The sequence below is a fragment of the Pseudomonas sp. E141 genome, from assembly GCF_052659885.1.
Genome location: NZ_CP084024.1, coordinates 349,409 through 373,018, shown reverse-complemented (window position 1 = coordinate 373,018; position 23,610 = coordinate 349,409). Strand labels below are relative to the sequence as shown.

Annotated in this window: 21 protein-coding genes; 17 read left to right on the top strand and 4 right to left on the bottom strand. The window is 63.0% G+C overall.

Annotated elements, in window-relative coordinates; all coding sequences use genetic code 11:
• Positions 1-373: 373 nt before the first annotated feature.
• Genes cobJ through cobG form a run of 4 tightly spaced genes read right to left on the bottom strand, consistent with a single transcriptional unit; the run spans position 374 to position 4,734 of the window.
• Positions 374-2,065, bottom strand: coding sequence for a precorrin-3B C(17)-methyltransferase (gene cobJ / locus GKKCFE_RS01600; RefSeq protein WP_445577414.1), 1,692 nt, complete (start codon positions 2,063-2,065; stop codon positions 374-376).
• Complete coding sequence (locus GKKCFE_RS01595) at positions 2,065-2,799, bottom strand: precorrin-2 C(20)-methyltransferase (RefSeq protein WP_188252134.1); 735 nt, start codon at positions 2,797-2,799, stop codon at positions 2,065-2,067. The genes cobJ and GKKCFE_RS01595 overlap by 1 nt, the downstream gene beginning before the upstream one ends.
• The gene (locus GKKCFE_RS01590) at positions 2,796-3,422 is read right to left on the bottom strand and encodes a precorrin-8X methylmutase (RefSeq protein ID WP_047227378.1); all 627 of its coding nucleotides are present in this window, start codon (positions 3,420-3,422) and stop codon (positions 2,796-2,798) included. The genes GKKCFE_RS01595 and GKKCFE_RS01590 overlap by 4 nt, the downstream gene beginning before the upstream one ends.
• A complete protein-coding gene (gene cobG / locus GKKCFE_RS01585) occupies positions 3,415-4,734 on the bottom strand; it encodes a precorrin-3B synthase (protein WP_445577413.1) in 1,320 nt (439 codons plus the stop codon). Before cobG ends, GKKCFE_RS01590 begins: the two co-directional genes overlap by 8 nt.
• 405 nt (positions 4,735-5,139) lie before the next feature.
• Here cobG and GKKCFE_RS01580 point away from each other — a divergent pair, with 405 nt between their 5' ends.
• From GKKCFE_RS01580 to urtE, 17 genes are all read left to right on the top strand, one after another.
• Entirely contained in the window at positions 5,140-6,045 is a 906-nt protein-coding gene (locus GKKCFE_RS01580; RefSeq protein WP_445577412.1) for a zeta toxin family protein, read from the top strand.
• A 278-nt stretch (positions 6,046-6,323) separates the two neighbouring features.
• Positions 6,324-7,535, top strand: a complete 1,212-nt coding sequence (gene cbiE, locus GKKCFE_RS01575) for a precorrin-6y C5,15-methyltransferase (decarboxylating) subunit CbiE (protein WP_445577411.1) — start codon at positions 6,324-6,326, stop codon at positions 7,533-7,535.
• Positions 7,528-8,625, top strand: a complete 1,098-nt coding sequence (locus GKKCFE_RS01570; protein ID WP_445577410.1) for a cobalt-precorrin-5B (C(1))-methyltransferase — start codon at positions 7,528-7,530, stop codon at positions 8,623-8,625. Before cbiE ends, GKKCFE_RS01570 begins: the two co-directional genes overlap by 8 nt.
• Complete coding sequence (locus GKKCFE_RS01565) at positions 8,622-9,350, top strand: cobalt-precorrin-6A reductase (RefSeq protein WP_139048488.1); 729 nt, start codon at positions 8,622-8,624, stop codon at positions 9,348-9,350. Before GKKCFE_RS01570 ends, GKKCFE_RS01565 begins: the two co-directional genes overlap by 4 nt.
• Positions 9,351-9,560: 210 nt before the next feature.
• Positions 9,561-9,965, top strand: a complete 405-nt coding sequence (locus tag GKKCFE_RS01560) for a DUF2946 domain-containing protein (protein WP_188252140.1) — start codon at positions 9,561-9,563, stop codon at positions 9,963-9,965.
• A gap of 47 nt (positions 9,966-10,012) precedes the next feature.
• Positions 10,013-10,492, top strand: coding sequence for a copper chaperone PCu(A)C (locus GKKCFE_RS01555; RefSeq protein WP_047227371.1), 480 nt, complete (start codon positions 10,013-10,015; stop codon positions 10,490-10,492).
• Positions 10,493-10,549: 57 nt separating this feature from the next.
• Positions 10,550-10,942, top strand: a complete 393-nt coding sequence (locus tag GKKCFE_RS01550) for a DUF2946 domain-containing protein (protein WP_445578021.1) — start codon at positions 10,550-10,552, stop codon at positions 10,940-10,942.
• 84 nt (positions 10,943-11,026) lie between these two features.
• A complete protein-coding gene (locus tag GKKCFE_RS01545; RefSeq protein WP_076382858.1) occupies positions 11,027-13,153 on the top strand; it encodes a TonB-dependent copper receptor in 2,127 nt (708 codons plus the stop codon).
• Positions 13,154-13,324: 171 nt separating this feature from the next.
• A complete protein-coding gene (locus GKKCFE_RS01540; protein WP_445577409.1) occupies positions 13,325-14,704 on the top strand; it encodes a PepSY-associated TM helix domain-containing protein in 1,380 nt (459 codons plus the stop codon).
• Between the two features lie 200 nt (positions 14,705-14,904).
• Positions 14,905-15,693 carry an ABC transporter ATP-binding protein gene (locus tag GKKCFE_RS01535; protein ID WP_445577408.1) on the top strand — a complete coding sequence of 263 codons (789 nt, stop codon included), beginning with the start codon at positions 14,905-14,907 and terminating at the stop codon, positions 15,691-15,693.
• Positions 15,690-16,637, top strand: coding sequence for an ABC transporter substrate-binding protein (locus GKKCFE_RS01530; protein WP_160893714.1), 948 nt, complete (start codon positions 15,690-15,692; stop codon positions 16,635-16,637). Before GKKCFE_RS01535 ends, GKKCFE_RS01530 begins: the two co-directional genes overlap by 4 nt.
• Positions 16,634-17,644 carry a FecCD family ABC transporter permease gene (locus GKKCFE_RS01525; protein WP_092395852.1) on the top strand — a complete coding sequence of 337 codons (1,011 nt, stop codon included), beginning with the start codon at positions 16,634-16,636 and terminating at the stop codon, positions 17,642-17,644. Before GKKCFE_RS01530 ends, GKKCFE_RS01525 begins: the two co-directional genes overlap by 4 nt.
• Before the next feature lie 243 nt (positions 17,645-17,887).
• Positions 17,888-19,153, top strand: a complete 1,266-nt coding sequence (gene urtA, locus GKKCFE_RS01520) for an urea ABC transporter substrate-binding protein (protein ID WP_058545695.1) — start codon at positions 17,888-17,890, stop codon at positions 19,151-19,153.
• A 161-nt stretch (positions 19,154-19,314) separates the two neighbouring features.
• Positions 19,315-20,817, top strand: a complete 1,503-nt coding sequence (gene urtB, locus GKKCFE_RS01515) for an urea ABC transporter permease subunit UrtB (protein ID WP_139048494.1) — start codon at positions 19,315-19,317, stop codon at positions 20,815-20,817.
• Positions 20,817-21,893 (top strand): urea ABC transporter permease subunit UrtC, encoded by a 1,077-nt coding sequence (gene urtC, locus GKKCFE_RS01510; protein WP_047227363.1) that lies wholly within the window; start codon positions 20,817-20,819, stop codon positions 21,891-21,893. The genes urtB and urtC overlap by 1 nt, the downstream gene beginning before the upstream one ends.
• The gene (urtD, locus tag GKKCFE_RS01505; protein WP_445577407.1) at positions 21,893-22,753 is read left to right on the top strand and encodes an urea ABC transporter ATP-binding protein UrtD; all 861 of its coding nucleotides are present in this window, start codon (positions 21,893-21,895) and stop codon (positions 22,751-22,753) included. The genes urtC and urtD overlap by 1 nt, the downstream gene beginning before the upstream one ends.
• A gap of 132 nt (positions 22,754-22,885) precedes the next feature.
• Positions 22,886-23,584: an urea ABC transporter ATP-binding subunit UrtE gene (gene urtE / locus GKKCFE_RS01500; RefSeq protein ID WP_274090540.1), complete on the top strand. Its 699-nt coding sequence runs from the start codon at positions 22,886-22,888 to the stop codon at positions 23,582-23,584.
• The last annotated feature ends 26 nt before the right edge of the window (positions 23,585-23,610 follow it).

Here is a 23,610-nt window from a genome sequence, read left to right as displayed (position 1 = left end):
TCAAGTCATCCAAAGAAATACTCTTGTCAGGAGAAGTTGCGTGCTCTCTCCTGCAATAGATAAGTAGCAGCCATCCGCAGTGCGCCCCAACAACAGCGTTCACTCAGGCCGCAAACAGCACTTTACAGTCCCAATCAATTTCAAAGCGGAAGCAAACATAGCCCACACTTCGAACGCTGTTCAACTCACAAGGAATTCAATAAGTTTCCGAACACAATGACTTAGCGCTCGCGCGTCGAATATTTATTTCATTATTCAAACAAACAGGTATTCGCGACGTCTACAGCGTCAAACAGCGGGTCGTCTTGTACCCACGAAGTCTCGAACATGACGAAGTCAGATAGAGGCGGCCCAGGCGGGCCGCCGGGTTTTATCAGAGCGGTTTGCTGCCATACCAACGCGGCGTGTACACCCAGTCGCCCCCTTCGGCGCGCGGGAATACACACGTGGTGGAGGAACCGATCAGCACCATGGTGCGCATGTCCACCTGGTCCGGGGTCAACTGTCCCAATGTCGTGACCCGCAGGGTCTGGCCCGGACGACCGATATCACGCCCCAACACCACCGGCGTGTGCGGCGTGCGATGTTGCGCAACGATCTCCAGCGCTCGCCCCAGCTGCCACGGTCGGGAACGGGAAATCGGGTTGTAGAACGCCAGGGCCAGGTCTGCTTCAGCCGCCAGATCCAGGCGTTTCTCGATGATCGACCACGGTTTGAGATTGTCCGACAGAGACATCACGCAAAAATCATGACCCAGAGGCGCACCGGCCTGGGCGGCGGTGGCGAGGGAAGCCGAGACGCCCGGAAGGATTTGCAGGTCGACGCTATGCCAATGGGCATCCGTCGACTCGTGCAGCGCTTCGAGCACCGCGGCGGCCATGGCGAACACGCCTGGATCGCCGGACGACACCACCACCACGGAACGGCCCTGGGCCGCCAGTTCGAAGGCATGACGGGCACGCTGCATTTCTTCGCGGTTGTCGGTGCAGTGCTGCACCTGATCGGACCGGAAGGGACCGGCCATGCGCACGTAGGTTTCGTAGCCCAGCACATCGGTGGCACGGTCGAGTTCGGCGCGCACGGCCGGCACCATCAACTCGGCAGCGCCGGGGCCAAGGCCGATCACGGCAAGACGCCCGCGCGGGCGGCCGATCTGTTCGGGGTCAAGGGGCTGCTCAGTCACGGCGATGGCATGGCTGCCCATGACCTGTAGCGATGCCGGTTGGCCGAGGGCATCGCTCAACCCTGTTTCGAGGTTGCCATTGATTGCGGCAAAACGCAGCGGCACACCCAAGGCCGATGCCGTTTCGTGCAGCTCAGGACGGGCCATGTCGCTGTCCGCCGCCAACAGGCACGCCAGCGACTGCGGCGCGAGGCCGGCCTGCTCCAGTATCGCGCCGATGTCCGCCGACGCCCCTGCACTCAACGCCACCAGCACATTGCGCGGATAAATACGCAGCTCATCCGCCGCCGGTGTACCCGCAGCACTGTCGATACGGATCGCCAACCGTGCCCGTTCATCCTCGGGTAACTGCGCCTGAACCAGCCACGGCGCGGCGCCTTCGATGCGCACCGATTCACCTGCCAGCAGATCGGAGACAAAACGCTTACCTTGCTCCAGATCGCCGAGGCTGTAGCCACTCGGCGGATTGAGCAGGCAGGTGCCGAAACGCAATTCGCCGCTGGTGGTGATCGCCGGGGTGACTTGCAGTGCTGTGGCGATATCACGGGCCATGACATTGACCCCGCCCAGCCCGCCAAGCAGCGGCACCACCGCGCTGCCGTCCTCGGCCACCGCCAGCACCGGCGGCTCGACGCCTTTTTCCAGCAGCAGCGGCGCCAGCGTGCGGATGACGATGCCGGCCGCGCACAGGGCGATGATCGGCGTGTCCTGTTGATAGAGTTCGCGCAGCGTTGTGCCGAACTCGGTGTATTGACGATCCACACCCTCGACCCGTCCGCTCAGGCCATGAATCAGGGCGTCAGGGTAGCGCTGCTGGATCCGCCGAGCGGTGGCGAGACTGCCCGGGCCGAGGATGACAATGGCCGGCACTTTGGAAGTCATCAACCCTGCCACCGTTCGCCGGGCACGATGATCAGCGAGAAGTACGGCGAGGACATCGGCTCGACTTCATCCAGCGGCACGATCTTCTGGTTCGCCATGGTTGCCCGCTCGACGTACAACGCCCGACCGTCCAGGCCCAGTTCCTGGAGCACCTGCCGGACCTTGGGGAAGTTACGCCCCAGTTTCATGATGACCGCCGCATCGGCGTCGGCCAGGCGGCGCTTGAGTTCCTCAAAGGGCAGTACGCCGGAGAGCACCGACAGGCTCTGATTGCGATAGACCAGCGGCGCACCCAGCACCGAGGCGCCACCGAGCATCGAGCACACGCCAGGAATCACGTCGGCGTCATAGCGCTCGGCCAGGCGATCGTGCAGGTACATGTAAGAGCCGTAGAAGAACGGATCGCCCTCGCAGATCACCGCCACATCACGACCGGCATCCAGATGCACGGCCAACTGCTCGGCAGCGGTGTCGTAGAAGTCGGCGATGACCTGTTCATAGGACAGCGGTGCTGGCAGTGCTTCGGTGGTCACCGGATAAACCAGCGGCAGCAACGTCTGCGCCTCCTGCAAATGCGCCTCGATGATGCCGAAAGCGTTGCCCTTCTTGCCCTTGGCGACGAAGTACGCCACCACCGGCGATTCGCGCAGCAGGCGCAGGGCCTTGACCGTAATCAGTTCCGGGTCACCGGGGCCTACGCCGAGGCCGATCAGACGTCCAGGCTGCTGCATCATTCAATCTCCGTAGCGAGGGCGTTGACGGCGGCGGCGGCCATGGCGCTGCCGCCGAGCCGGCCTTGCATGATCACGAACGGCACGCCACGGCTGTTGGCCGCCAGCATCGCCTTGGACTCGGCGGCCCCGACGAAGCCCACCGGGAAGCCCAGGATCAGTGCCGGTTTCGGCGCGCCGGCATCGAGCATTTCCAACAGGTAGAACAGGGCGGTCGGCGCGTTGCCGATCACCACGACACTGCCTTCCAGATGCGGACGCCAAAGCTCCAGGGCGGCCGCCGAACGGGTGTTGCCCAATTCAAGGGCCAACGCCGGCACGCTCTCGTCGCGCAAGGTACAGATCACCGGATTGTTCGCTGGCAGGCGAGCCCGGGTCACGCCTTCGCTGACCATCCGCGCATCGCACAGGATCGGCGCACCGGCGGCCAGCGCCTGGCGTCCCGCCGTGCCGGCGCCCTCGGAAAACTGCAGGCCATCGACGGCCTCGACCATGCCGCAGGCATGAATCACCCGCACCGCGAGTTTTTCCAGGTCGGCCGGAATGCGCGCCAGGTTGGCTTCGGCGCGAATGATCGCGAAGGAGTTGCGATAGATCTCCTGACCGTCGCGGATGTAATCAAGCATCAAGGGGGCTCCGGGGGCGAGCGTCGAGCCAGTGGCCGAGCGCTTCAATAGTTAGATCGTGCGCCTGCAACGCGCCGAAACCCGGCAGCGTCGCATCGCGAAAATACAGGTCGTAACGACCGGGGGCGACCGCCAGCAAGGTGGCGGGCGCGACATGGGCCGCTGCGCAGGAACGCGGACAGCCCGACAGATGGATCTTCAGGGCACCGCCCTGGCATTGCAGCAGCTCGGCCAATTGACGAGCATCGGCCTTGGTGTCGGCCAGGGCTTTGCCGCAGCCACTGGAGCCGGTACACGCGATGAGTTGCGCCAGGGGTTGCTCGAGCGAGCACAACAGCCCCAGCTCCTCGAGCCGCGCCCGCACACCGGGCGCATCCTCGCGGCGCACGTTGGGCAGCAACAGGCTCTGCCAGGGGCTGAAACGCAGGCTGGCGTCGCCCTTGTCCCGCGCCAATTGCGCCGCTGCGCGCAGCATGACGGCGTCGAGCCGGCCCAGAGGCGCCGCCGCGCCAACGTAGACCCGGTCGTCGTGCTGGGAATGGATGCCGATGTGCAATCCGTCGATGGACTCGCCCCGCCGCCAATCCGGAGGGGGCTGCAACGCCACGCGGCGGGCCAACTGGACGAGGAACTCATCCCTCGGGATTTCGGCCAGCACGTGACGCATGCGCGTCTGGTCGGGACGGGCCAGGTCGAGAAACAACTCCAGCACCGCCACCACCAAATCATGTCCCTGGGCCAGGCGCACAGCGCCGTCCGGCTTATCCAGCGGGGTGCCGGCCAGCCCGAAGGCCAGCCACGGTTCGCCGTTGCGAACCAGCGCCGAGAGCCACAGGTCATGGTGATGTTCAAGCATCGCCAACCCTTCCCCGCCGTCCAATTGCACGGCGAACTTGGCCGACAGCTCATGGAAGCGTTCATGGGTTTGCAGGGTGAAAAGAATCCGCGCGGCCAACGGACGGGTATCGAGCAGCATCTGCCGGTCGATCCCGGCCGTGGGGCTGAGCATCAGGTTGCGCACGTCATCGCCGGCCAGTTTGCGGGGGCCAAGTCCGGCGTTCAGCAAGGGCTCGATCAACGCATCGTGCTGGGGCCCAATCCCACGGATTTGCAGGTTGGCGCGGTTGGTCGCCTCGATGACGCCACCGGCGAACCGCTCGGCCGCCAACGCCACGGCGTCGGCCTGATCCGCCTGGATGGAACCACCGTCGAGCTTGATCCGGCAGATCCCTCCGTCCAGCGCCTGGACGACACGCAGCAACCCCGGACAACCCGAGGGGCGTATGACGCTGGATGATGGACGTTCGTTCAAGGGCAAACCGGTCGATAAGGCACGCCGCAACGGCGAAGGCCCGCCATTATGCCTGCTTTGCCGGGGGGCATGAAAAGCTTGCTGGTCGGATTGCGGGCATCGCGCTGCGCCAGGGAGCCGATCACGGCCACAAAACGGGGGGAGCGAGCCTGTTCGCGATAGCGGTCCACCTGAAAGGGTGATGTTGAATGTGCCAGGGCCTTCGCGAGCAAGCCCGCCAAAGGGGTTCGGTGTCAGGCACGCTGACGTAAGTTTCCGGCGCCTTCCATGTAGGGATTTTTACCTTAAAAAACAGTCACATATCTTGGAACACATGCTCATTTGAACAAGCCGCAAAACCCCGCTTTATTCAAAGGGCAACCACTCACTTCACTTCATGGGAATCTTTGATAAGGACATCAGGATATGCCACACGCATCGAATTACGCCTACACCCCGGAACAGGTCACGACCGCATTCACCGGAATCACCGACACGCTGTTCAATGGCATTACGGTCGAGTCCGTCCCCAAAATGCTGATCGTCGCCGGATCGCAGGGATCGGGTAAAACCTATCTGCTGGAAAAAAGCCTCCTGCCCTCCCAACGCTACGACAATCATGTGCGCCTGTACCTGCCCGAGTACCGGGAAAAACACCCTCACTACGCCGAAATGATCAAACGCGGTGTGCTGCATGCTTATGAGCATACAGAGGCCTTTGTTCGAGAGGTTTGCTCGAAAATCTTCGCAGAGGCGTTCGGGAAAAAATACAACATCATCATGGAATGCGCGTTCGACAGCATCGATTTCGCGGCCTTCCCGGCGATGGCCGCGGCAGCGGGCTATCAGCTGGAAACCCACATCATCGCCTGCAAAAAAGAGTTCGCTCATCTATCGAGTATCAAAAGGGCCCTCAGAAGCCTGGAAAAACAGGAGCTTGAAAGGTTCGTCACGCTATCGGCGCTCAATGCCAGCCTGGGCAACGCCCAGCCGACCCTGCTGGCTATCGAGACGGCGGCCAAAGCAGTCAGCGGCTCGCAGATATACTTGTACGAGCGCGGGTTCGGCCCTTTGAAGGAACGGATCCTGCGCACCCAAAGCACCTATACCCTCGATCCGGACGGGACTTTGCTCATCGCGGGACCGAAGGTGGTTTATGCAAATGCCTTCGAGATCATCACCAATAACCGCCTCCACCTCATCGGCGACCGCGAAGAAATGGTAAAGGAGTGCCACCTGACACTGCTCAAGACCCAGCCCCATGCTGAACACGTACCCGACTCGGTCTACAACGATCTGTATGCCTATATCCTCAAATACGTCTACCGATGAATCGGCTGCCTGCTTGAGAAGGTGATGTTGAATGTGCCGGCGCCATCGCGAGCAAGCTCGCTCCCACAGGGGACCTGTGGCAAACACAGACCTTGTGCCTCCCCCAATCAAAACTGTGGGAGCGAGCCTGCTCGCGATAGCGGTCTGTCTGAATCGGCGCCGCACGCCGGCAGGCTCCCAACGGCCCACGCCATAACCGAAGGCGCACGGTATGATGGCGGCCCGGTTCGCGTGCGCAACAAGCCCGCCGATCAAACCTATCCATTCGAGGAACAGAGATGACCCCCTGGCTGACCGTAGTGGGCATCGGTGAAGACGGCTTCAAGGGCCTGGGCCGAGCGGCTCGCCACGCTTTGCTGCAGGCCTCGCGTATTCTGGGCAGTGAGCGCCAGTTGGCGCTATTGCCGCTGTGCATCCGCGGTGAACGGGAGCTGTGGCCCAGTCCATTTTCCCTCGAACCGCTGCTGGCACGGCGCGGAGACCCCGTGTGCGTGCTGGCCAGCGGCGATCCCATGTTCTATGGCGTAGGCGCCAGCCTCGCCAAACAGTTGCCTGGCGAGCAGATGCGGGTCATTCCAGCGCCATCGTCCTGTTCGCTGGCGGCGGCCCGCATGGGTTGGCCCTTACAGGAGGTGGTCACCCTGTCGCTGGTGGCACGGCCCCTGGCGGCACTCTGCGTTCACTTATCCACAGGCGTCCGGCTGTTGCTGCTGAGCAACGACCGCCACAGTCCTGCCGCCGTGGCGGCGCTACTTCGCGAGCGCGGCTTCGGCCCCAGCCCCATGACCGTGCTCGAACATCTGGGCGGCACCGCCGAACGGCGGATCGAAAGCTGTGCGGCACAATGGTCCGATCCCACCGTCGCGGACCTGAACCTGATCGCCATCGAATGCCGCGCCGAACCCTCGGCGTTGCGCCTGTCGCGCCTGGCCGGTTTGCCGGACACTGCGTTTGAACATGACGGCCAGCTCACCAAACGTGACGTGCGCGCCATTACCCTCGCCCGTCTGGCCCCGATGCCCGGTGAATTGCTCTGGGATGTGGGGGCGGGCAGCGGCTCCATCGGTATCGAATGGATGCGCGCCCACCCCAGTTGCCGAGCCCTGGCCATCGAGGCCGACGAAGGCCGCCAAGGGTTGATCGAACGAAACCGCGACACCCTTGGCGTGCCCGGCCTGCAACTGATCCGCGGGCGGGCACCGCAAGCCCTGGAAGGACTGGAGCCGCCGGACGCGGTATTCATCGGCGGCGGCGTAACCCGCGAGGGCGTGCTCGACGCTTGCTGGGCTCGACTCAAGCCCGGCGGACGGCTGGTGGCCAACGCCGTGACGCTGCAGAGCGAGATGACGCTGATGAACTGGCGCGAACTTCATGGCGGCGAACTGACCCGTATCCACATCGCCCAGGCCCAGCCATTGGGCGAGTTCGACACCTGGCGCCAGGCATTGCCCATCACCTTGCTCGACCTGGTCAAACCCTTCGATGCGTGACGAAACCGCCGAACAACCCGCGCCCCTGCGCAGCGGCCTGACCACCGGCAGTTGCGCCACCGCCACCAGTCTGGCGGCCGCCCGGCTGCTGCTTTGCGGCATCCAGGCCGATGCCGTGGAGATCGTGCTGCCCAAAGGCAAGCACGTGCAGATGCGCCTGGAATTCTGCCGCCTGACCGAGCAAGGCGCCGAAGCCGGGACGATCAAGGACGCCGGCGATGACCCGGACGTGACCCACGGCGCGCTGCTATTTTCCCAAGTGCGGCTGACAGCCGAGCCTGGGGTGCGCTTCATTGCCGGGCGTGGCGTGGGCACCGTGACGCGGCCAGGATTGGTATTGGACGTCGGTGAGCCGGCGATCAATCCGGTACCACGTAAAATGATCGGCGACCACCTGGGACGGCTGGCCGAGCAAGCCGGGTATGCCGGCGGCTTCGAGGTCACGGTCAACATTGAGGGCGGCGAAGCGCTGGCGCTGAAAACCATGAATCCCCGGCTGGGGATCCTCGGCGGCCTGTCGATCCTCGGCACCAGCGGCATCGTCCGACCATTCTCCTGCGCGGCCTACATTGCCTCGATCCACCAGGGCATCGACGTGGCGAAAACCAACGGTTACCTGCACATCGCCGCCTGCACCGGCAACGCCAGCGAAGACACCATGCGCCGGGTCTACAACCTGCCGGAAATCGCCCTGATCGAAATGGGCGATTTTGTCGGGGCGGTGCTCAAGCATGTGCGCAAGGTGCCCGTGGAGAAGCTCAGCCTCTGTGGCGGCTTTGGCAAAATCAGCAAATTGGCCGCCGGTCACATGGACCTGCACAGCCGTCATTCAAGTATCGACCTGCCACAACTGGCGCAATGGGCGGCCGCCATCGGTGCCGATGAGGCATTGCAACAGGGCATTCGCCAGGCCAACACCAGCCAGCAAGCCCTGGCGATGGCCAGCGCCGCTGGCATCGCCCTCGGCGACGCAGTCTGCGAACACGCCTTGGCCTTCGCTCGCGGCATCGTACCGGCCCAGGTCCAGGTCGAAGTCTTCGCCATCGACCGCCAGGGCGCCGTCGTCGGTCACGCCGGAGCTTTCAAATGAAACGCATCCTGCTGCTGGGGGGGGTCACCGAAGCCCTGGCCATCGCCCGCACCCTGGGCCCAACACACCTCTACAGCCTGGCGGGGATCGGCCGCGTTCCCACCGACCTGACCTGTCAGGTGCGCGTCGGCGGCTACGGCGGCGCCGAAGGGCTGACGCAATTCATTCGTGACCAAGGCATCGACCTGTTGCTGGATGCGACCCACCCCTACGCCGCACAAATCAGCCACAACGCCGCCCACGCAGCCCGCGCTTGCGGCATTCCCTGCTGGGCCCTGCGCCGTCCGGCATGGCAACCCCAGGCCGGGGATGACTGGCGCGAAGTGGCCGATTGGGCCGAACTGATCCAGGCCCTGCTGCCGTTCCACCGCCCCCTCTTCACCCTTGGCCGCGAGCCGCTGCAACACCTGCACGAAATCCCGCCCGAGCAATTCTGGACCCTGCGGGCCCTGGAGGTTTACCCCGGTAATGAGCGCTGCGAAGTCATAGGTGCCCGTGGGCCGTTTCATATTGACGGTGAGCGCGAACTGTTCGAACGGCGGCGGATCGATGTGCTGATCAGCAAGAACAGCGGCAGCACGGCCACCGAGCCGAAGCTGGAAGTGGCGCGGGAGCGGGGGCTGCCGGTGCTGGTGTTGAAGCGGCCGGTGTTGCCGGGGGTGGATCGGGAGTTTGGGACGGTGGATGAGGTGTTACAGGAACTGGCGAAGCCTGCGATCCTTTGATCTTTTCATGGTCGAAAATTCACGCGTTTCGACGCTGTCACCTATAGCAATACCAACTGATCAAAATCCAGCCATAAAAACACTCCCTTGAAGATCTGTTGCTACTGTTAACCCAAGCCCTGCGACCCTACACCGCACGTGCTCTTTTTACTTATCAACCCCGATCAGGCTAAATACCGCCACCTGATCGACCATCGAGCGGATTGCCCCATGTCCCGACAACGGCTTGCATTTGCCTGGATCGCCTGCTTCGCAGTGCTGTTCAACATGCTTGCCATGCCGCTTTCCGGCAGCGGTGGGGCGATGGCAAAGGCCCAGTCGCCAGCCGAGCAATTGCTGTGGGGCAGTTTCTGCTCTTCCAGCGGCACGAAACTGGTGGCGATTTCCCTGGGCAAGTTCGAGCAGAGCACGCCGCAGAACGACGATCACTCGACGATGCAGCATTGCTGGTGCTGTGCGGGGTCGCCGCCCTTGGTGGCGCTCACCGGGCACGAGCCGCAGTTGTACCTGAATGCTCAGCCGGCCCATCGCGGCGCGGCCCACCCACTGCTCGACAGCCCCACACCGCGCCAGCAATGGCCGAGCCTCAATCCCCGCGCCTCACCTCTGGCCTGATTCTTCTCGCATGACCCTGCGTCCTGAATCGTTCCGGAGAACTACCCATGCTGAACAGACTTATCCTGCTGGCCGCCCTGCTGCTTCCCGTCGGCTTCGCCCAAGCTCACCAGTACAAAGCGGGCGAGCTTGAAATCGCTCATCCATGGTCCCAGGAGTTGCCGCCCAATGCACCGACCGTGGCCGCGTACTTCGTGATTCACAACAAGGGCACAACCGCCGACAAACTGCTCAGCGTCGATTCGCCGATTGCCGACAAAGCCGAGCTCCACGAACACGTGATGCAAAACGACCTGATGAAAATGCAAGCGGTGCCCGTCGTTGATATCGCCCCCGGTGCGACTGTCACCTTCGCGCCGATGGCTTATCACGTGATGCTGCTGGGGCTGGAGGATCGCAGCCTGCTCAGCGACGGCAAACGCTTCCCTCTGACCCTGCATTTCGAAAAAGCGGGGGATGTCACGGTCGATGTCGCGGTGCAGAAAAAAGCCCCCGACAGCAGCAAAACCCAAACGCACGCCCACTGATCACCTTTGCCCATGCGAACGCCCCGCGCCAGGTCGGTCATGCCCCGCCGTCAGCTGATGAGCCTGACACGCGGCAGCTGGATCAGCCTGTTCGCCATGCTGATGATCTTTATCGGTCCGCTGATTTCTCAGTCGATGCCGATGGATCAGCGCATGTCTTCGTCCATGACCATGGACATGGAAATGGACATGTCGGCGGGCGTTCACGCCGAGCATGAAGCAGCGAAAGCCGAACATTGCCCGCCCCAGAGCGAGCATCACGTACTGTGGGAAAAGTGTGGTTATTGCAGCCTGCTGTTCAATTGCCCTGCGCTGACGGGGGGGCATAGCTTCGCCGTCTTCGATACCCCGCCACCCCACACCTACACCAGCCCCTCGCCACGCCTGGGCCATGCCCGGACGTCATTCTTCCCCGGTGCCCGCACCCGCGCACCGCCCCTCGACGCGTAGACCCCGACACTTACTTCACCCGGTCGCAAAAGACAGCCCCAGGTTGCCCGACCGTGTCGTTTACGTCTGTTCGATGGAATCATCATGTCCAGGTTTTCTGCCGACATCGCATTGGGCGCAGCCCAGGTTCGCTGCTCCCCGAACGAGCCACGGGTTCGTTTTCGCTACACCGCCACCGCACTGTGCGGCCTGCTGCTCACGCCCTGTGCGCTGGCCGACGAGCATGCTCACCACGAAGCTCAGATCGAAGAGCTGAGCCCGACGGTCATTACCGCCGTCGCTCCCAGCTCGCCCCTGACCGTGGTCACCAACCCCAAGGATCCGCGCCAACCGGTGCCGGCCAGCGACGGCGGCGATTATCTCAAGACCATTCCCGGCTTCGCCCTGGTGCGCAACGGCGGCACCAATGGCGACCCGGTACTGCGGGGCATGTTCGGCTCGCGGCTGAACATTCTCACCAATGGCAGCATGCTGCTGGGCGCTTGCCCGGGCCGGATGGACGCGCCGACGTCCTATATTTCGCCGGAAACCTACGACAAACTCACCGTTATCAAGGGCCCGCAAACCGTGCTCTGGGGCCCTGGTGCATCGGCCGGGACCGTGCTGTTCGAACGCGAGCCGGAGCAGTTCGGCGAACTGGGCACCCGGGTCAACGCCAGCGTACTGGCCGGTTCCAACGGGCGCTTCGACAAGGTCGTGGATGCGGCTGCCGGCGGATCTTTGGGTTACGTGCGGGTGATCGGCAACACCGCTCATTCAGACGATTATCGTGACGGCAACAACGACACGGTGCCGTCGCGCTACGACAAGTGGAACGGCGACGTGACGCTGGGCTGGACGCCGGATGCCGATACCCTGCTGGAACTGACCGCTGGCAAGGGCGACGGTGAAGCACGCTACGCCGGACGTGGCATGGATGGCTCGCAGTTCAAGCGTGAAAGCCTGGGCTTGCGTTTCGAGCGTTCGAACATGGGCGATGTGCTGGATACGCTCGAAGCGCAGGTCTACTACAACTACGCCGACCATGTGATGGACAACTACACGCTGCGCACGCCGTCCGGCACCGGGATGATGGCCGGCCCCATGGCGTCCAACGTCGACCGCCGCACCCTCGGCGCACGCATCAAGGCCACCTGGCGCTGGGCCGATGTGCAATTGATCAGTGGCCTGGACGCCCAGACCAACGAGCATCGCCAACGCAGTAGCATGGGCATCGACACCTACAAGGAACGGCCGCGCACCAAGGACGCCGACTTTCATAACTACGGCGTGTTCAGTGAGTTGACCTGGTACGCCGCCGACCGCGACCGGCTGGTCAGCGGCGCCCGCCTCGACCGCGCCTCGGCCAAGGATTACCGCCAAAGCATCGGCTCCGGCATGTCCGCCCGGCCCAATCCCACTGCCGACCAAACCCGCGCCGACACGCTGCCCAGTGGTTTCGTACGCTACGAACACGATCTGGCCGACAGCCCTACTACCCTCTATGCGGGCCTGGGCCACGCGCAACGTTTCCCGGATTACTGGGAGCTGTTTTCGGCCAACGCCGGCCCCGCCGGTTCGCTGAATGCTTTCGACTCGATCAAACCGGAGAAAACCACCCAACTCGACTTCGGCCTGCAGTACAAAACCGAAACCCTCGAAGCCTGGGCGTCGGGTTATGTCGGGCAGGTGCGCGACTACATCCTGTTCGATTACACGCCCGGCATGATGGGCACCACCTCCCGGGCCGAGAACATTGATGCACGGATCATGGGCGGTGAGCTGGGCGCGGCCTACAAGCTGACCGAGCGCTGGAAAGCCGATGCAACATTGGCCTACGCCTGGGGCAAAAACAGCAGCGATGGCAGCGCCCTGGCACAGATGCCGCCGCTCGACGCCCGTCTGGGCCTGACCTACAGCGAAGATCGCTGGAGCGCCGGTGCCCTGTGGCGCGTGGTGGCCGCGCAAAACCGTGTCGACGAAAACAAGGGCAACGTGGTGGGCAAGGACTACGGCAAGAGCTCCGGGTTCGGGGTGTTCTCCCTCAACGGTGCCTACCGCATCAATAAGCACTGGAAGGTCAGCAGCGGCGTCGACAACCTGTTCGGCAAAGCCTACGCCGAACATCTGAACCTGGCCGGCAACGCCGGGTTCGGCTACCCGGCGAGTGACCCGCAAGCCATCAACGAACCGGGGCGCACGCTCTGGACCAAGGTGGATATGAGCTTCTAACAACTGACCTGATTGATCGTTCCCACGCTCTGCGTGGGAATGCAGCACGGGACGCTTCGCGTCCTGCGGTGACGCAGAGCGTCACTGGATGCGTTCCCACGCGGGAGCGTGGGAACGATCAAAAGCGCCAAAAACATAACGATCACATTTGCCCTGCGGAGCGCTTCTAAAATGAGCCAACCGAAACCCAACTTCTACAACCTGGCCTGGCGCTGGCATTTTTATGCCGGGCTGTTCGTGGCGCCGTTCATGGTGATGCTGGCCCTGACCGGCATTATTTACCTGTTCAAGCCGCAACTCGACCCTCTGATGTACGGCAGCCTGCTGAACGTGCCGGCCGGCCATCACACGATGGCGGCGGACGACCTGCTCAAACAGGTCCGCCAGGCCTACCCTCAAGGCCAGGTCAAACAGTACCTGCCGCCGATCAATGCCGAGCGCAGTGCGCAATTCGTGGTGATCGACAAGAGCCGCGAGCTGAACGTGTTCATCGACCCGTACCATGGCGATGTCCTCGGTGAACAGGACGCCAAGGACAACCTGCAAGCCATCGCCCGGGCCATCCACGGTGAGTTGATGATCGGCACCGTGGGCGACCGACTGGTGGAAATGGCCGCCGGCTGGGGCGTGGTCCTGGTGGTGTCGGGCCTGTACCTGTGGTGGCCTCGAGGGCAGTCGTCGGCCGGAGTATTGTGGCCACGCTGGAGCGCTCGCGGTCGTTTGTTCTGGCGCGATCTGCATGGGGTCGTCGGCTTCTGGGGCGCGGCGTTTCTGCTGGTGATGCTACTCAGCGGCATGACCTGGACCGGCTTCTGGGGCAAGCAATATGCTGACCTCTGGAACCGCTTCCCGGCTGCCATGTGGAACGACATGCCCAAGTCCGACGTCGCGGCCGGCAGCCTCAACAATGCGCACCGCCAGACCGTACCCTGGGCCGTGGAAAATACCCCGATGCCGATGTCCGGCGACCATGCCGAACACATGGCCCACGGCGGCGCCCATGAAGGTCCCGCCGCGCCGACCGTAAGCCTGCAAGCAGTGCAGGACATCGCCACCGAACGCAAAGTGGAACCTGGCTACAGCATCACCCTGCCGACCACCGCCACCGGCGTATTCACCATCGCTGTATTCGCCGACGACCCGCGCAACGACGCGACCCTGCATGTGGACCAGTACACCGGCAAGGTCCTGGCGGATGTGCGTTGGGAACATTACGGCGTCGTCGCCCGCGCCACCGAAACCGGCGTGATGCTGCACGAAGGCAAGATGTTCGGCCCGCTGAACCAGATCATCGTGCTGCTGATTTGCCTGATGATCCTGCTCAGCGCCGTCAGCGGCGTGGTGATCTGGTGGAAGCGTCGGCCCCAGGGCAAGTTCGGCGTACCAGCACTGCGTCACGACTTGCCGACCTGGAAGACCGGGGTGTTCATCATGCTGGCCCTGGCAGTGGTGTTTCCGCTGGTGGGGGCGTCGCTGCTGGTGATGGGGTTGCTGGATCGGCTCGTCACCCGTTTCAATCGCCAGCCTGAGGTGGTTTCATCTTCAAGTTGAAGACAGCGCGTTAACGAAAGACGGCGCGAAACCTCTACAATCGCGCCCGCTTTCCAAACGGTGAACACCATCCCTTGTGGGAGCGAGCTTGCTCGCGATAGCGGTGGATCAGCCAACAGAGATGTGACTGACCTACCGCTATCGCGAGCAAGCTCGCTCCCACAGGGGCTTCGGATCGATCCAATCATTTGAGTGTATGCATGACCTCGCTAACCCTCTCCCACCTCGCCTGGACACCCCTGGGCCATGGCCACTGCCATCATCAGTTCCAGCTGCGTGACGCCACGTTGCAGGTGGGTGCCGGGGAGTTTGTCGGGTTGATCGGGCCCAATGGCAGCGGCAAGACCAGTCTGTTGCGCTGCGCCTATCGGTTCAGTCAGCCGGAGGCGGGAGAGGTCAAACTTGACCATCACAACGTCTGGAAACAGTCCTCGCGCTGGTGCGCCCAACGCATCGCTGTGGTGCTGCAAGAGTTTCCCGACGCCTTCGGCCTGACGGTCCAGGAAGTCGTCGCCATGGGGCGCACGCCCCACAAAGGCCTGTTCGATGGCGACAGTCACGAAGACCGCCGTCTGGTCATCGAGGCCCTCGAAGCGGTCGGGTTGCAAGGCTTCGGCGACCATGCTTTCGCCACACTCTCGGGCGGGGAAAAGCAACGGGTGATCCTGGCTCGCGCCCTGGCGCAGCAGCCGCAGGTGCTGATCCTCGATGAGCCGACCAATCACCTCGACCCGCGTTATCAACTCCAACTGCTGCAACTGATCAAACGCCTGGGGATCGGCACCCTCGCCAGCATCCACGACCTGAATCTGGCCGCTGCGTTCTGTGATCGGCTCTACGTCATCGACCACGGACACATCGTCGCCAGCGGCACGCCCAAGGAAGTGCTGACGGTCACGCTATTGCGCGACGTCTTTGGCGTGCAGGCGCTGATTGACGAACACCCCTTGGCCGCCCACCCCCGAATCACCTGGATAACCCAACCATGATCTTGCGTTCCCTGCTGCTTCTGCCGCTGCTGCTCGGCAGTGCACATGCTTTGGCCGAGGCCACCCGCTACCCATTGACGATCCAAAGCTGCAATCGCGAAGTCACCTTCAACCAGGCGCCGAAACACGCCGTCAGCCATGACATCAACATGACCCAGATGATGCTCGCCCTGGGGCTCAAGTCGCGCATGGTGGGCTACAGCGGCATCAGCGGCTGGAAGTCAGTGACGCCCGACATGGAGAAAATCCTCGATGGCCTGCCGGAGCTGGCGGCCAAATACCCGTCGGTGGAAACCCTGCTCAATGCCAACGTGGATTTCTTCTTTGCCGGCTGGGACTACGGCATGCGGGTGGGCGGCGACCTGACGCCGCAAACCCTGCAACCGCTGGGCATTAATGTGTACGAGTTGACCGAATCCTGCGCGTTCGTGATGAAACGCCCGCCGGCCACCCTGGAAGACACCTACAACGACCTGCGCAACCTGGGAAGGATTTTCGATGTGCAGGACCGCGCCAATGAGTTGATCGCCTCGATGCAGGCCCAGGTGGCGCAAGTGCGCAAGCAGTTGCCTGCTGATCAGCCCCGAGTGTTCCTGTACGACAGTGGCGAAGACCGCGCCATGACCTCCGGCCGTCTCGGCATGCCACAGGCCCTGATCGATGCGGCCGGCGGGCGCAACATTCTCGATGACGTGCAGACCAGTTGGACCCGGGTGAGCTGGGAGAACGTGGTCGAGCGCAACCCCGAAGTGATCGTGATTGTCGATTACGGCGAAGTCAGCGCCGAGCAGAAGCAGCAATTCCTGCTGAACAACCCGGCCCTGCAATCAGTGGATGCGATCAAGCACCGGCGCTTCATCGTGATCCCTTACGTTCAGGCCACGCCGGGTATCGATAACGTATTGGCGGTGCAAACCCTGGCAAAGGGTTTTCACCGTCCATGAGCAATCGTCGCTATGGCGCGTTGCTGGTGTGCCTCGGTGCACTGATGCTGGTGTCGTGCGTGGTGTCCCTGGGGTTCGGTCCGGCGCGGGTGCCGGTGGCTGTGGTCTGGGACATCCTGCTGAACAAGGCTTTCGGTGTGGGTGACGTGTATTGGTCGCCCGGCCAGGAACATATCGTTTGGCTGATCCGCGTACCGCGCCTGCTGCTCGGAGCCTTGGTGGGCGCAGGACTGGCGTTGATCGGTGCGGTCCTGCAAGCGGTGACGCGCAACCCCCTGGCCGACCCGCACCTGCTGGGCGTCACGTCCGGCGCGACCCTGGGTGCGGTCATTGTGGTGCTGCATGTCGGTGAGATCATTGGTCTGCTGACCCTGCCGCTGGCCGCATTTATCGGCGCATTGTTGAGCATGTTGCTGGTACTGGCCATCGCCAGCCGCCAAGGCCGTCTGGAAAGCGATCGCTTGTTGCTGTGCGGCGTGGCGGTGTCATTCGTGATGATGGCGGCGGCCAACCTCTTGCTGTTTCTGGGTGACCATCGCGCCAGTTCCGCAGTGATGTTCTGGATGCTCGGCGGCCTGGGCCTGGCGCGCTGGGAATTGCTGGCGGTGCCGGCGGCCAGTGTGTTGCTGGGGCTGGGATTGCTGCTGGGCATGGCCCGGCCGCTGAATGCACTGATGGCGGGCGAACAGACCGCCGTGACCCTGGGCCTGAACGCGGCGAAGGTGAGGTTGTGGATTTTCCTGATCGCCTCGCTGATGACCGGCGTGCTGGTGTCCATCAGCGGCTCGATCGGTTTTGTCGGGCTGATGGTGCCGCACATTGCCAGGCGCCTGGTGGGTGCCGAACACCGTCGGCTGCTGCCTGCGTGTGTTCTGCTGGGCAGCCTGTTCCTGGTGTGGGTGGATGTGGCGGCCCGGACCCTGATCGCACCGGAGGACTTGCCCATTGGCGTCGCCACTGCCGCTATCGGTGGCCTGTTCTTCATCGGCCTGATGCGCCGTCGCTGAATCCACCCCTGTTTCCCTGACTTGCAAATAACAGGGGAACTGCAAGCCTTCGCCCCAATGTGGCGCATCTGATCGCACCAGCGCCTAGGCCGCGGTCGCTAGTGGTGCATTCGCACTTTTACCCCAGCGCGCCAACCCCGCATTCTCAATGCCTTTGCTCAACCGGGCACACCCCTTGCAAAAGCCCCTTCAGCGTCCGCATCTGCCATCGAAAAAAACTCATAATTGCACGGAGATCGCACAATGAAGCGTCGTAGCTTGATCAAGGCTTTTACACTCTCGGCAAGCATTGCCGCGATGGGCATGGCCTGGACCGTCCAGGCCGCCGAAACCATCAAGGTCGGCATCTTGCATTCATTGTCCGGCACCATGGCGATCTCCGAGACGTCCCTCAAGGACATGGCGCTGATGACCATCGACGAGATCAACGCCAAAGGTGGTGTCAACGGCAAGCAGCTCGAAGCGGTGGTCGTGGACCCGGCCTCGAACTGGCCGCTGTTCGCCGAAAAAGGCCGTCAATTGCTGACCCAGGACAAGGTCGCGGTGGTGTTCGGCTGCTGGACGTCGGTGTCGCGCAAATCCGTGTTGCCGGTGTTCGAAGAGCTCAACGGCCTGCTGTTCTACCCGGTGCAATACGAAGGCGAAGAGATGTCGCCGAACGTCTTCTACACCGGCGCGGCGCCGAACCAGCAGGCCATTCCGGCGGTGGAATACCTGATGAGCGAAGAAGGCGGCAGTGCCAAGCGCTACTTCCTGCTGGGCACCGACTACGTCTACCCGCGCACCACCAACAAGATCCTGCGTTCGTTCCTGCATTCCAAAGGTGTGGCAGACAAGGACATCGAAGAGGTCTACACCCCGTTCGGCCACAGCGACTACCAGACCATCGTGGCCAACATCAAAAAGTTCTCGGCCGGCGGCAAGACCGCGGTCATCTCCACGGTCAACGGCGACTCCAACGTGCCGTTCTATAAAGAACTGGCGAACCAGGGCCTGAAAGCCACCGACGTACCAGTGGTGGCGTTCTCGGTGGGCGAAGAAGAGCTGCGCGGCATCGACACCAAGCCGCTGGTGGGTAACCTGGCGGCGTGGAACTACTTCGAGTCCGTGGATAACCCGGCGAACAAGAAATTCGTCGATTCCTGGAAGGCCTATGCCAAGGCCAAGAACCTGCCAGGCGCCGACAAAGCCGTGACCAACGACCCGATGGAAGCCACCTACGTCGGCATCCATATGTGGGCGCAAGCGGTTGAAAAAGCCAAGTCCACCGACGTCGACAAAGTCCGCGAAGCCCTGGCCGGCCAGACGTTCGACGCACCGTCGGGCTACACCCTGACCATGGACAAGACCAACCACCACCTGCACAAGCCGGTGATGATCGGCGAGATCCAGGCCGACGGTCAGTTCAACGTGGTCTGGCAGACCGAGGGCCCGATCCGCGCCCAGCCATGGAGCCCGTTCATCGAAGGCAACGACAAGAAGCCTGACTATGCGGTGAAGAGCAACTGAGCCCATGGGGGGTCGACCCGAGCACGACGCTCGGGCCGACACAAATCCCTGTGGGAGCGAGCTTGCTCGCGATAGCGGCCCCCTGTTCAACACTGATGTGACTGACCCACCGCCATCGCGAGCAAGCTCGCTCCCACATTGTCCGTGCAAGGCGACTCTCTATGCCCACCGCCCTCTACCGCCTCATCCTCGCCCTGGTGCTGCTATTGCCACTGGAGGCCCACGCCGGTGATGCCGAAGATTTCCTCGCCGCCAAGCCGCCCCAGCAAGCCACGCTGCTGGAAACCTGGGCCGCGCAACCGGAACCTGAGCGTGTCGAACTGATCAACGCCTTGCAACAAGGCCAGTTGACCGTCGACGGCCAGCCCAAGACCCTGCGCCTGAACAACCGCTTGCGAGGGTTGATTGAAACCGCCCTGGCCAGCCATCAACTATTGGCCGCTGACGCCAGCGTGCGCCTGAGCGCTGCCCAACAACTGCAAAAAAGCGCCCGCCCAGCCCAACTGGCGTTTCTCGATCGGCAACTGGCCGGCGAGCAGGACGAAGACGTGCATGCAGCCCTGAGCCTGGCGTTGGCGAACCTGCAACTGGTGGACCCCAACCCGTCGGTTCGCCTGGCTGCCGTGCGGCTATTGGGGGAAACCGGCGATCCGTTGGCTCGCACCCGCCTCGAAGGCCTGCTCGAACCCGGCGTTGAAACCGACGCCACGGTACGCACCGCCGCCGAAACCAGCCTCGGCCAGGTCAAACGCAAGCTGCTGATCGGTGAATTGCTGGGCCAGGCCTTCAGCGGCATGTCCCTGGGCTCGATCCTGCTCCTGGCCGCCCTGGGCCTGGCAATCACCTTCGGCCTGCTGGGGGTGATCAACATGGCCCACGGCGAGATGCTCATGTTGGGGGCCTATTCCACCTACGTGGTGCAGATGCTGTTCCAGCGCTTCGCCCCGAATGCCATCGAGTTCTACCCGTTGATCGCCCTGCCGGTGGCGTTTTTCATCACCGCCGCCATCGGTATGGCTTTGGAGCGCACGGTGATCCGTCACCTCTATGGGCGCCCCCTGGAGACTCTGCTCGCCACCTGGGGCATCAGCCTGATGCTGATCCAACTGGTGCGCCTGGTGTTCGGCGCGCAGAACGTTGAAGTCGCCAACCCGTCCTGGCTGTCCGGCGGCATCCAGGTGCTGCCGAATCTCGTACTGCCCTACAACCGCATCGTGATCATCGCCTTCGCCCTGTTCGTGGTGGCGCTGACCTGGCTGTTGCTGAACAAGACCCGCCTGGGCCTGAACGTGCGCGCGGTGACCCAGAACCGCAACATGGCCGCTTGCTGCGGCGTGCCCACCGGCCGCGTGGACATGCTCGCCTTCGGCCTCGGCTCGGGCATCGCCGGGCTCGGTGGCGTGGCCCTGAGCCAGATCGGCAACGTCGGCCCGGACCTGGGCCAGAGCTACATCATCGACTCGTTCCTGGTGGTGGTGCTCGGTGGCGTCGGTCAGTTGGCCGGCAGTGTGTTCGCCGCGTTCGGGCTGGGCATCGCCAACAAGATTCTTGAACCGCAGATCGGCGCCGTGCTCGGCAAGATCCTGATCCTCGCGCTGATCATTCTGTTCATCCAGAAGCGTCCGCAAGGCCTCTTCGCGCTCAAAGGACGGGTAATCGACTGATGAACCAGCCCCTGATGCTCACGGCCGCGCAAAAGGCCGGCCCGAAAGTCACCCTCGCCGTCGGCGTGGTGATCCTGGCAGTGCTGTTGAGCCTGCCGCTGCTGTCGCTGTTGGCAGTGGATAACCCGCTGCATGTCTCGGCTTACACCCTGACCCTGGTGGGCAAGATTCTCTGCTACGCCATCGTCGCCCTCGCCCTGGACCTGGTCTGGGGCTACGCCGGCCTGCTCTCCCTGGGCCACGGTCTGTTCTTCGCCCTCGGCGGCTATGCCATGGGCATGTACCTGATGCGCCAGGCCGCCGGTGACGGCTTGCCGGCGTTCATGACCTTTCTGTCGTGGAGCGAATTGCCCTGGTACTGGAGCGGCACCGACAGCTTTGTCTGGGCCATGTGCCTGGTGGTGCTGGCACCGGGGTTGCTGGCGCTGGTGTTCGGCTTCTTCGCCTTCCGCTCGCGGATCAAGGGCGTGTATTTCTCGATCATGACCCAGGCCCTGACGTTTGCCGGGATGCTGCTGTTTTTCCGCAACGAAACCGGGTTTGGCGGCAACAACGGCTTCACCAACTTTCGCTCGATCCTGGGCTTTGGCATCACCGAGCCGGGCACCCGAGCGGTGCTGTTCCTGGCCACGGTGCTGCTCTTGGTGGCGAGCCTGTTCATCGGCTGGCGCCTGGCCCGCAGCAAGTTCGGCCGAGTGCTGACCGCCCTGCGCGACGCGGAAAACCGCCTGATGTTCTGCGGCTACGATCCCCGTGGCTTCAAGCTGTTCGTCTGGGTATTGAGCGCGGTGTTGTGCGGCCTGGCCGGGGCGTTGTATGTGCCGCAGGTGGGCATTATCAACCCCAGCGAAATGTCGCCGACCAACTCCATCGAGGCCGCCGTGTGGGTGGCCCTCGGCGGGCGCGGCACGCTGATCGGGCCGCTGCTGGGGGCCGGTGTGGTCAACGGCATGAAGAGCTGGTTCACCGTGGCCTTTCCCGAGTACTGGCTGTTCTTCCTCGGCGCGCTGTTCATCGTTGTGACCCTGTATCTGCCCAAGGGTGTGATCGGGCTACTCAAGAAAAGGGGCGAATGATGCGAATCCCACCCACAGCCGATTTCATGCTCGAACCCATACTGGATCCCAACAAAGACCAAGGCAGCAGTCGCGACGCCATCGGCCTCGGTCAGGCCGCCGGCAAGGGCCTGAACACCCGTCACGGCACCATCCTGACCCTGGAGGACATCAGCGTCAGTTTCGACGGTTTCAAGGCCCTGAACGCTCTGAACCTGTACATCGGCGTCGGCGAATTGCGCTGCATCATCGGCCCCAACGGCGCGGGCAAGACCACGCTGATGGACGTGATCACCGGCAAGACCCGGCCCAGCCACGGCAAGGCCTGGTTCGGTGAAACCCTGGACCTGACGAGCATGAGCGAAGTGCAGATCGCCCAGGCCGGCATCGGTCGCAAATTCCAGAAACCCACGGTGTTCGAAGCCTTGAGCGTGTTCGAGAACCTGGAGCTGGCGCTGAAAACCGACAAATCGGTGTGGGCCAGCCTGCGGGCCAAACTCACTGGCGAGCAACACGAGCGCATCAGCGAAGTGCTGGAGACCATCCGCCTCACGACGTCGGTCAATCGCGCCGCTGGGTTGCTGTCCCACGGGCAGAAACAGTTTCTGGAGATCGGCATGCTGCTGGTGCAGGACCCACAACTCTTGCTGCTCGACGAACCCGTGGCGGGCATGACCGACGCCGAAACCGAGTTCACTGCCGAGCTGTTCAAATCACTGGCGGGCAAGCATTCGCTGATGGTGGTGGAACACGACATGGGCTTCGTCGGCGCGATTGCCGACCACGTCACCGTGCTGCACCAGGGCAGCGTGCTGGCCGAAGGGTCGCTGGCGCAGGTGCAGGACAATGAGCGGGTGATCGAGGTGTATCTCGGGCGCTGAGGCGCAAAATTGCTTTTTATGTGGGAGCGAGCCTGCTCGCGATGGCGGTGTGTCAGTCAGCATCCATTCTGAATGTTCTGACGCTATCGCGAGCAGGCTCGCTCCCACAGGGGTTCGAGGAGAATCTGGAAAATGCTGCAAGTCGACAAGCTGCACCAATACTACGGCGGTAGCCACATCCTGCGCGGCCTGTCATTCGACGTGAAGGTCGGCGAGGTGACGTGCCTGCTGGGCCGCAACGGCGTGGGCAAGACCACCCTGCTCAAATGCCTGATGGGCCTGTTGCCGGCCAAGGAAGGGGCGGTGAGCTGGGAAGGCAAACCCATCACCACCTTCAAACCGCACCAACGGGTGCACGCCGGTATTGCCTACGTGCCTCAGGGCCGGGAGATTTTCGGACGGCTGACGGTGGAAGAAAACCTGCTGATGGGCCTGTCGCGTTTTCCCGCCGCCGAGGCCAAGGAGGTGCCGACGTTCATTTACGAATTGTTCCCGGTGCTGCTGCAAATGAAACAACGCCGTGGCGGTGACCTGTCCGGTGGCCAGCAACAGCAACTTGCCATTGGCCGGGCCCTGGCCAGCCGTCCGCGCCTGCTGATTCTCGACGAGCCCACCGAAGGCATTCAACCGTCGGTGATCAAGGAGATCGGCGTGGTCATCAAGAAACTGGCGGCCCGGGGCGACATGGCGATTTTGCTGGTGGAGCAGTTCTACGACTTCGCCGCCGAACTGGCCGATCAATACCTGGTGATGTCCCGGGGCGAGATCGTGCAGCAGGGGCGCGGAGAAAATATGGAAGCCGAGGGTGTGCGCGGGCTGGTTACGATCTAGTCTGTAGCGCTCTAACGATAATCGGA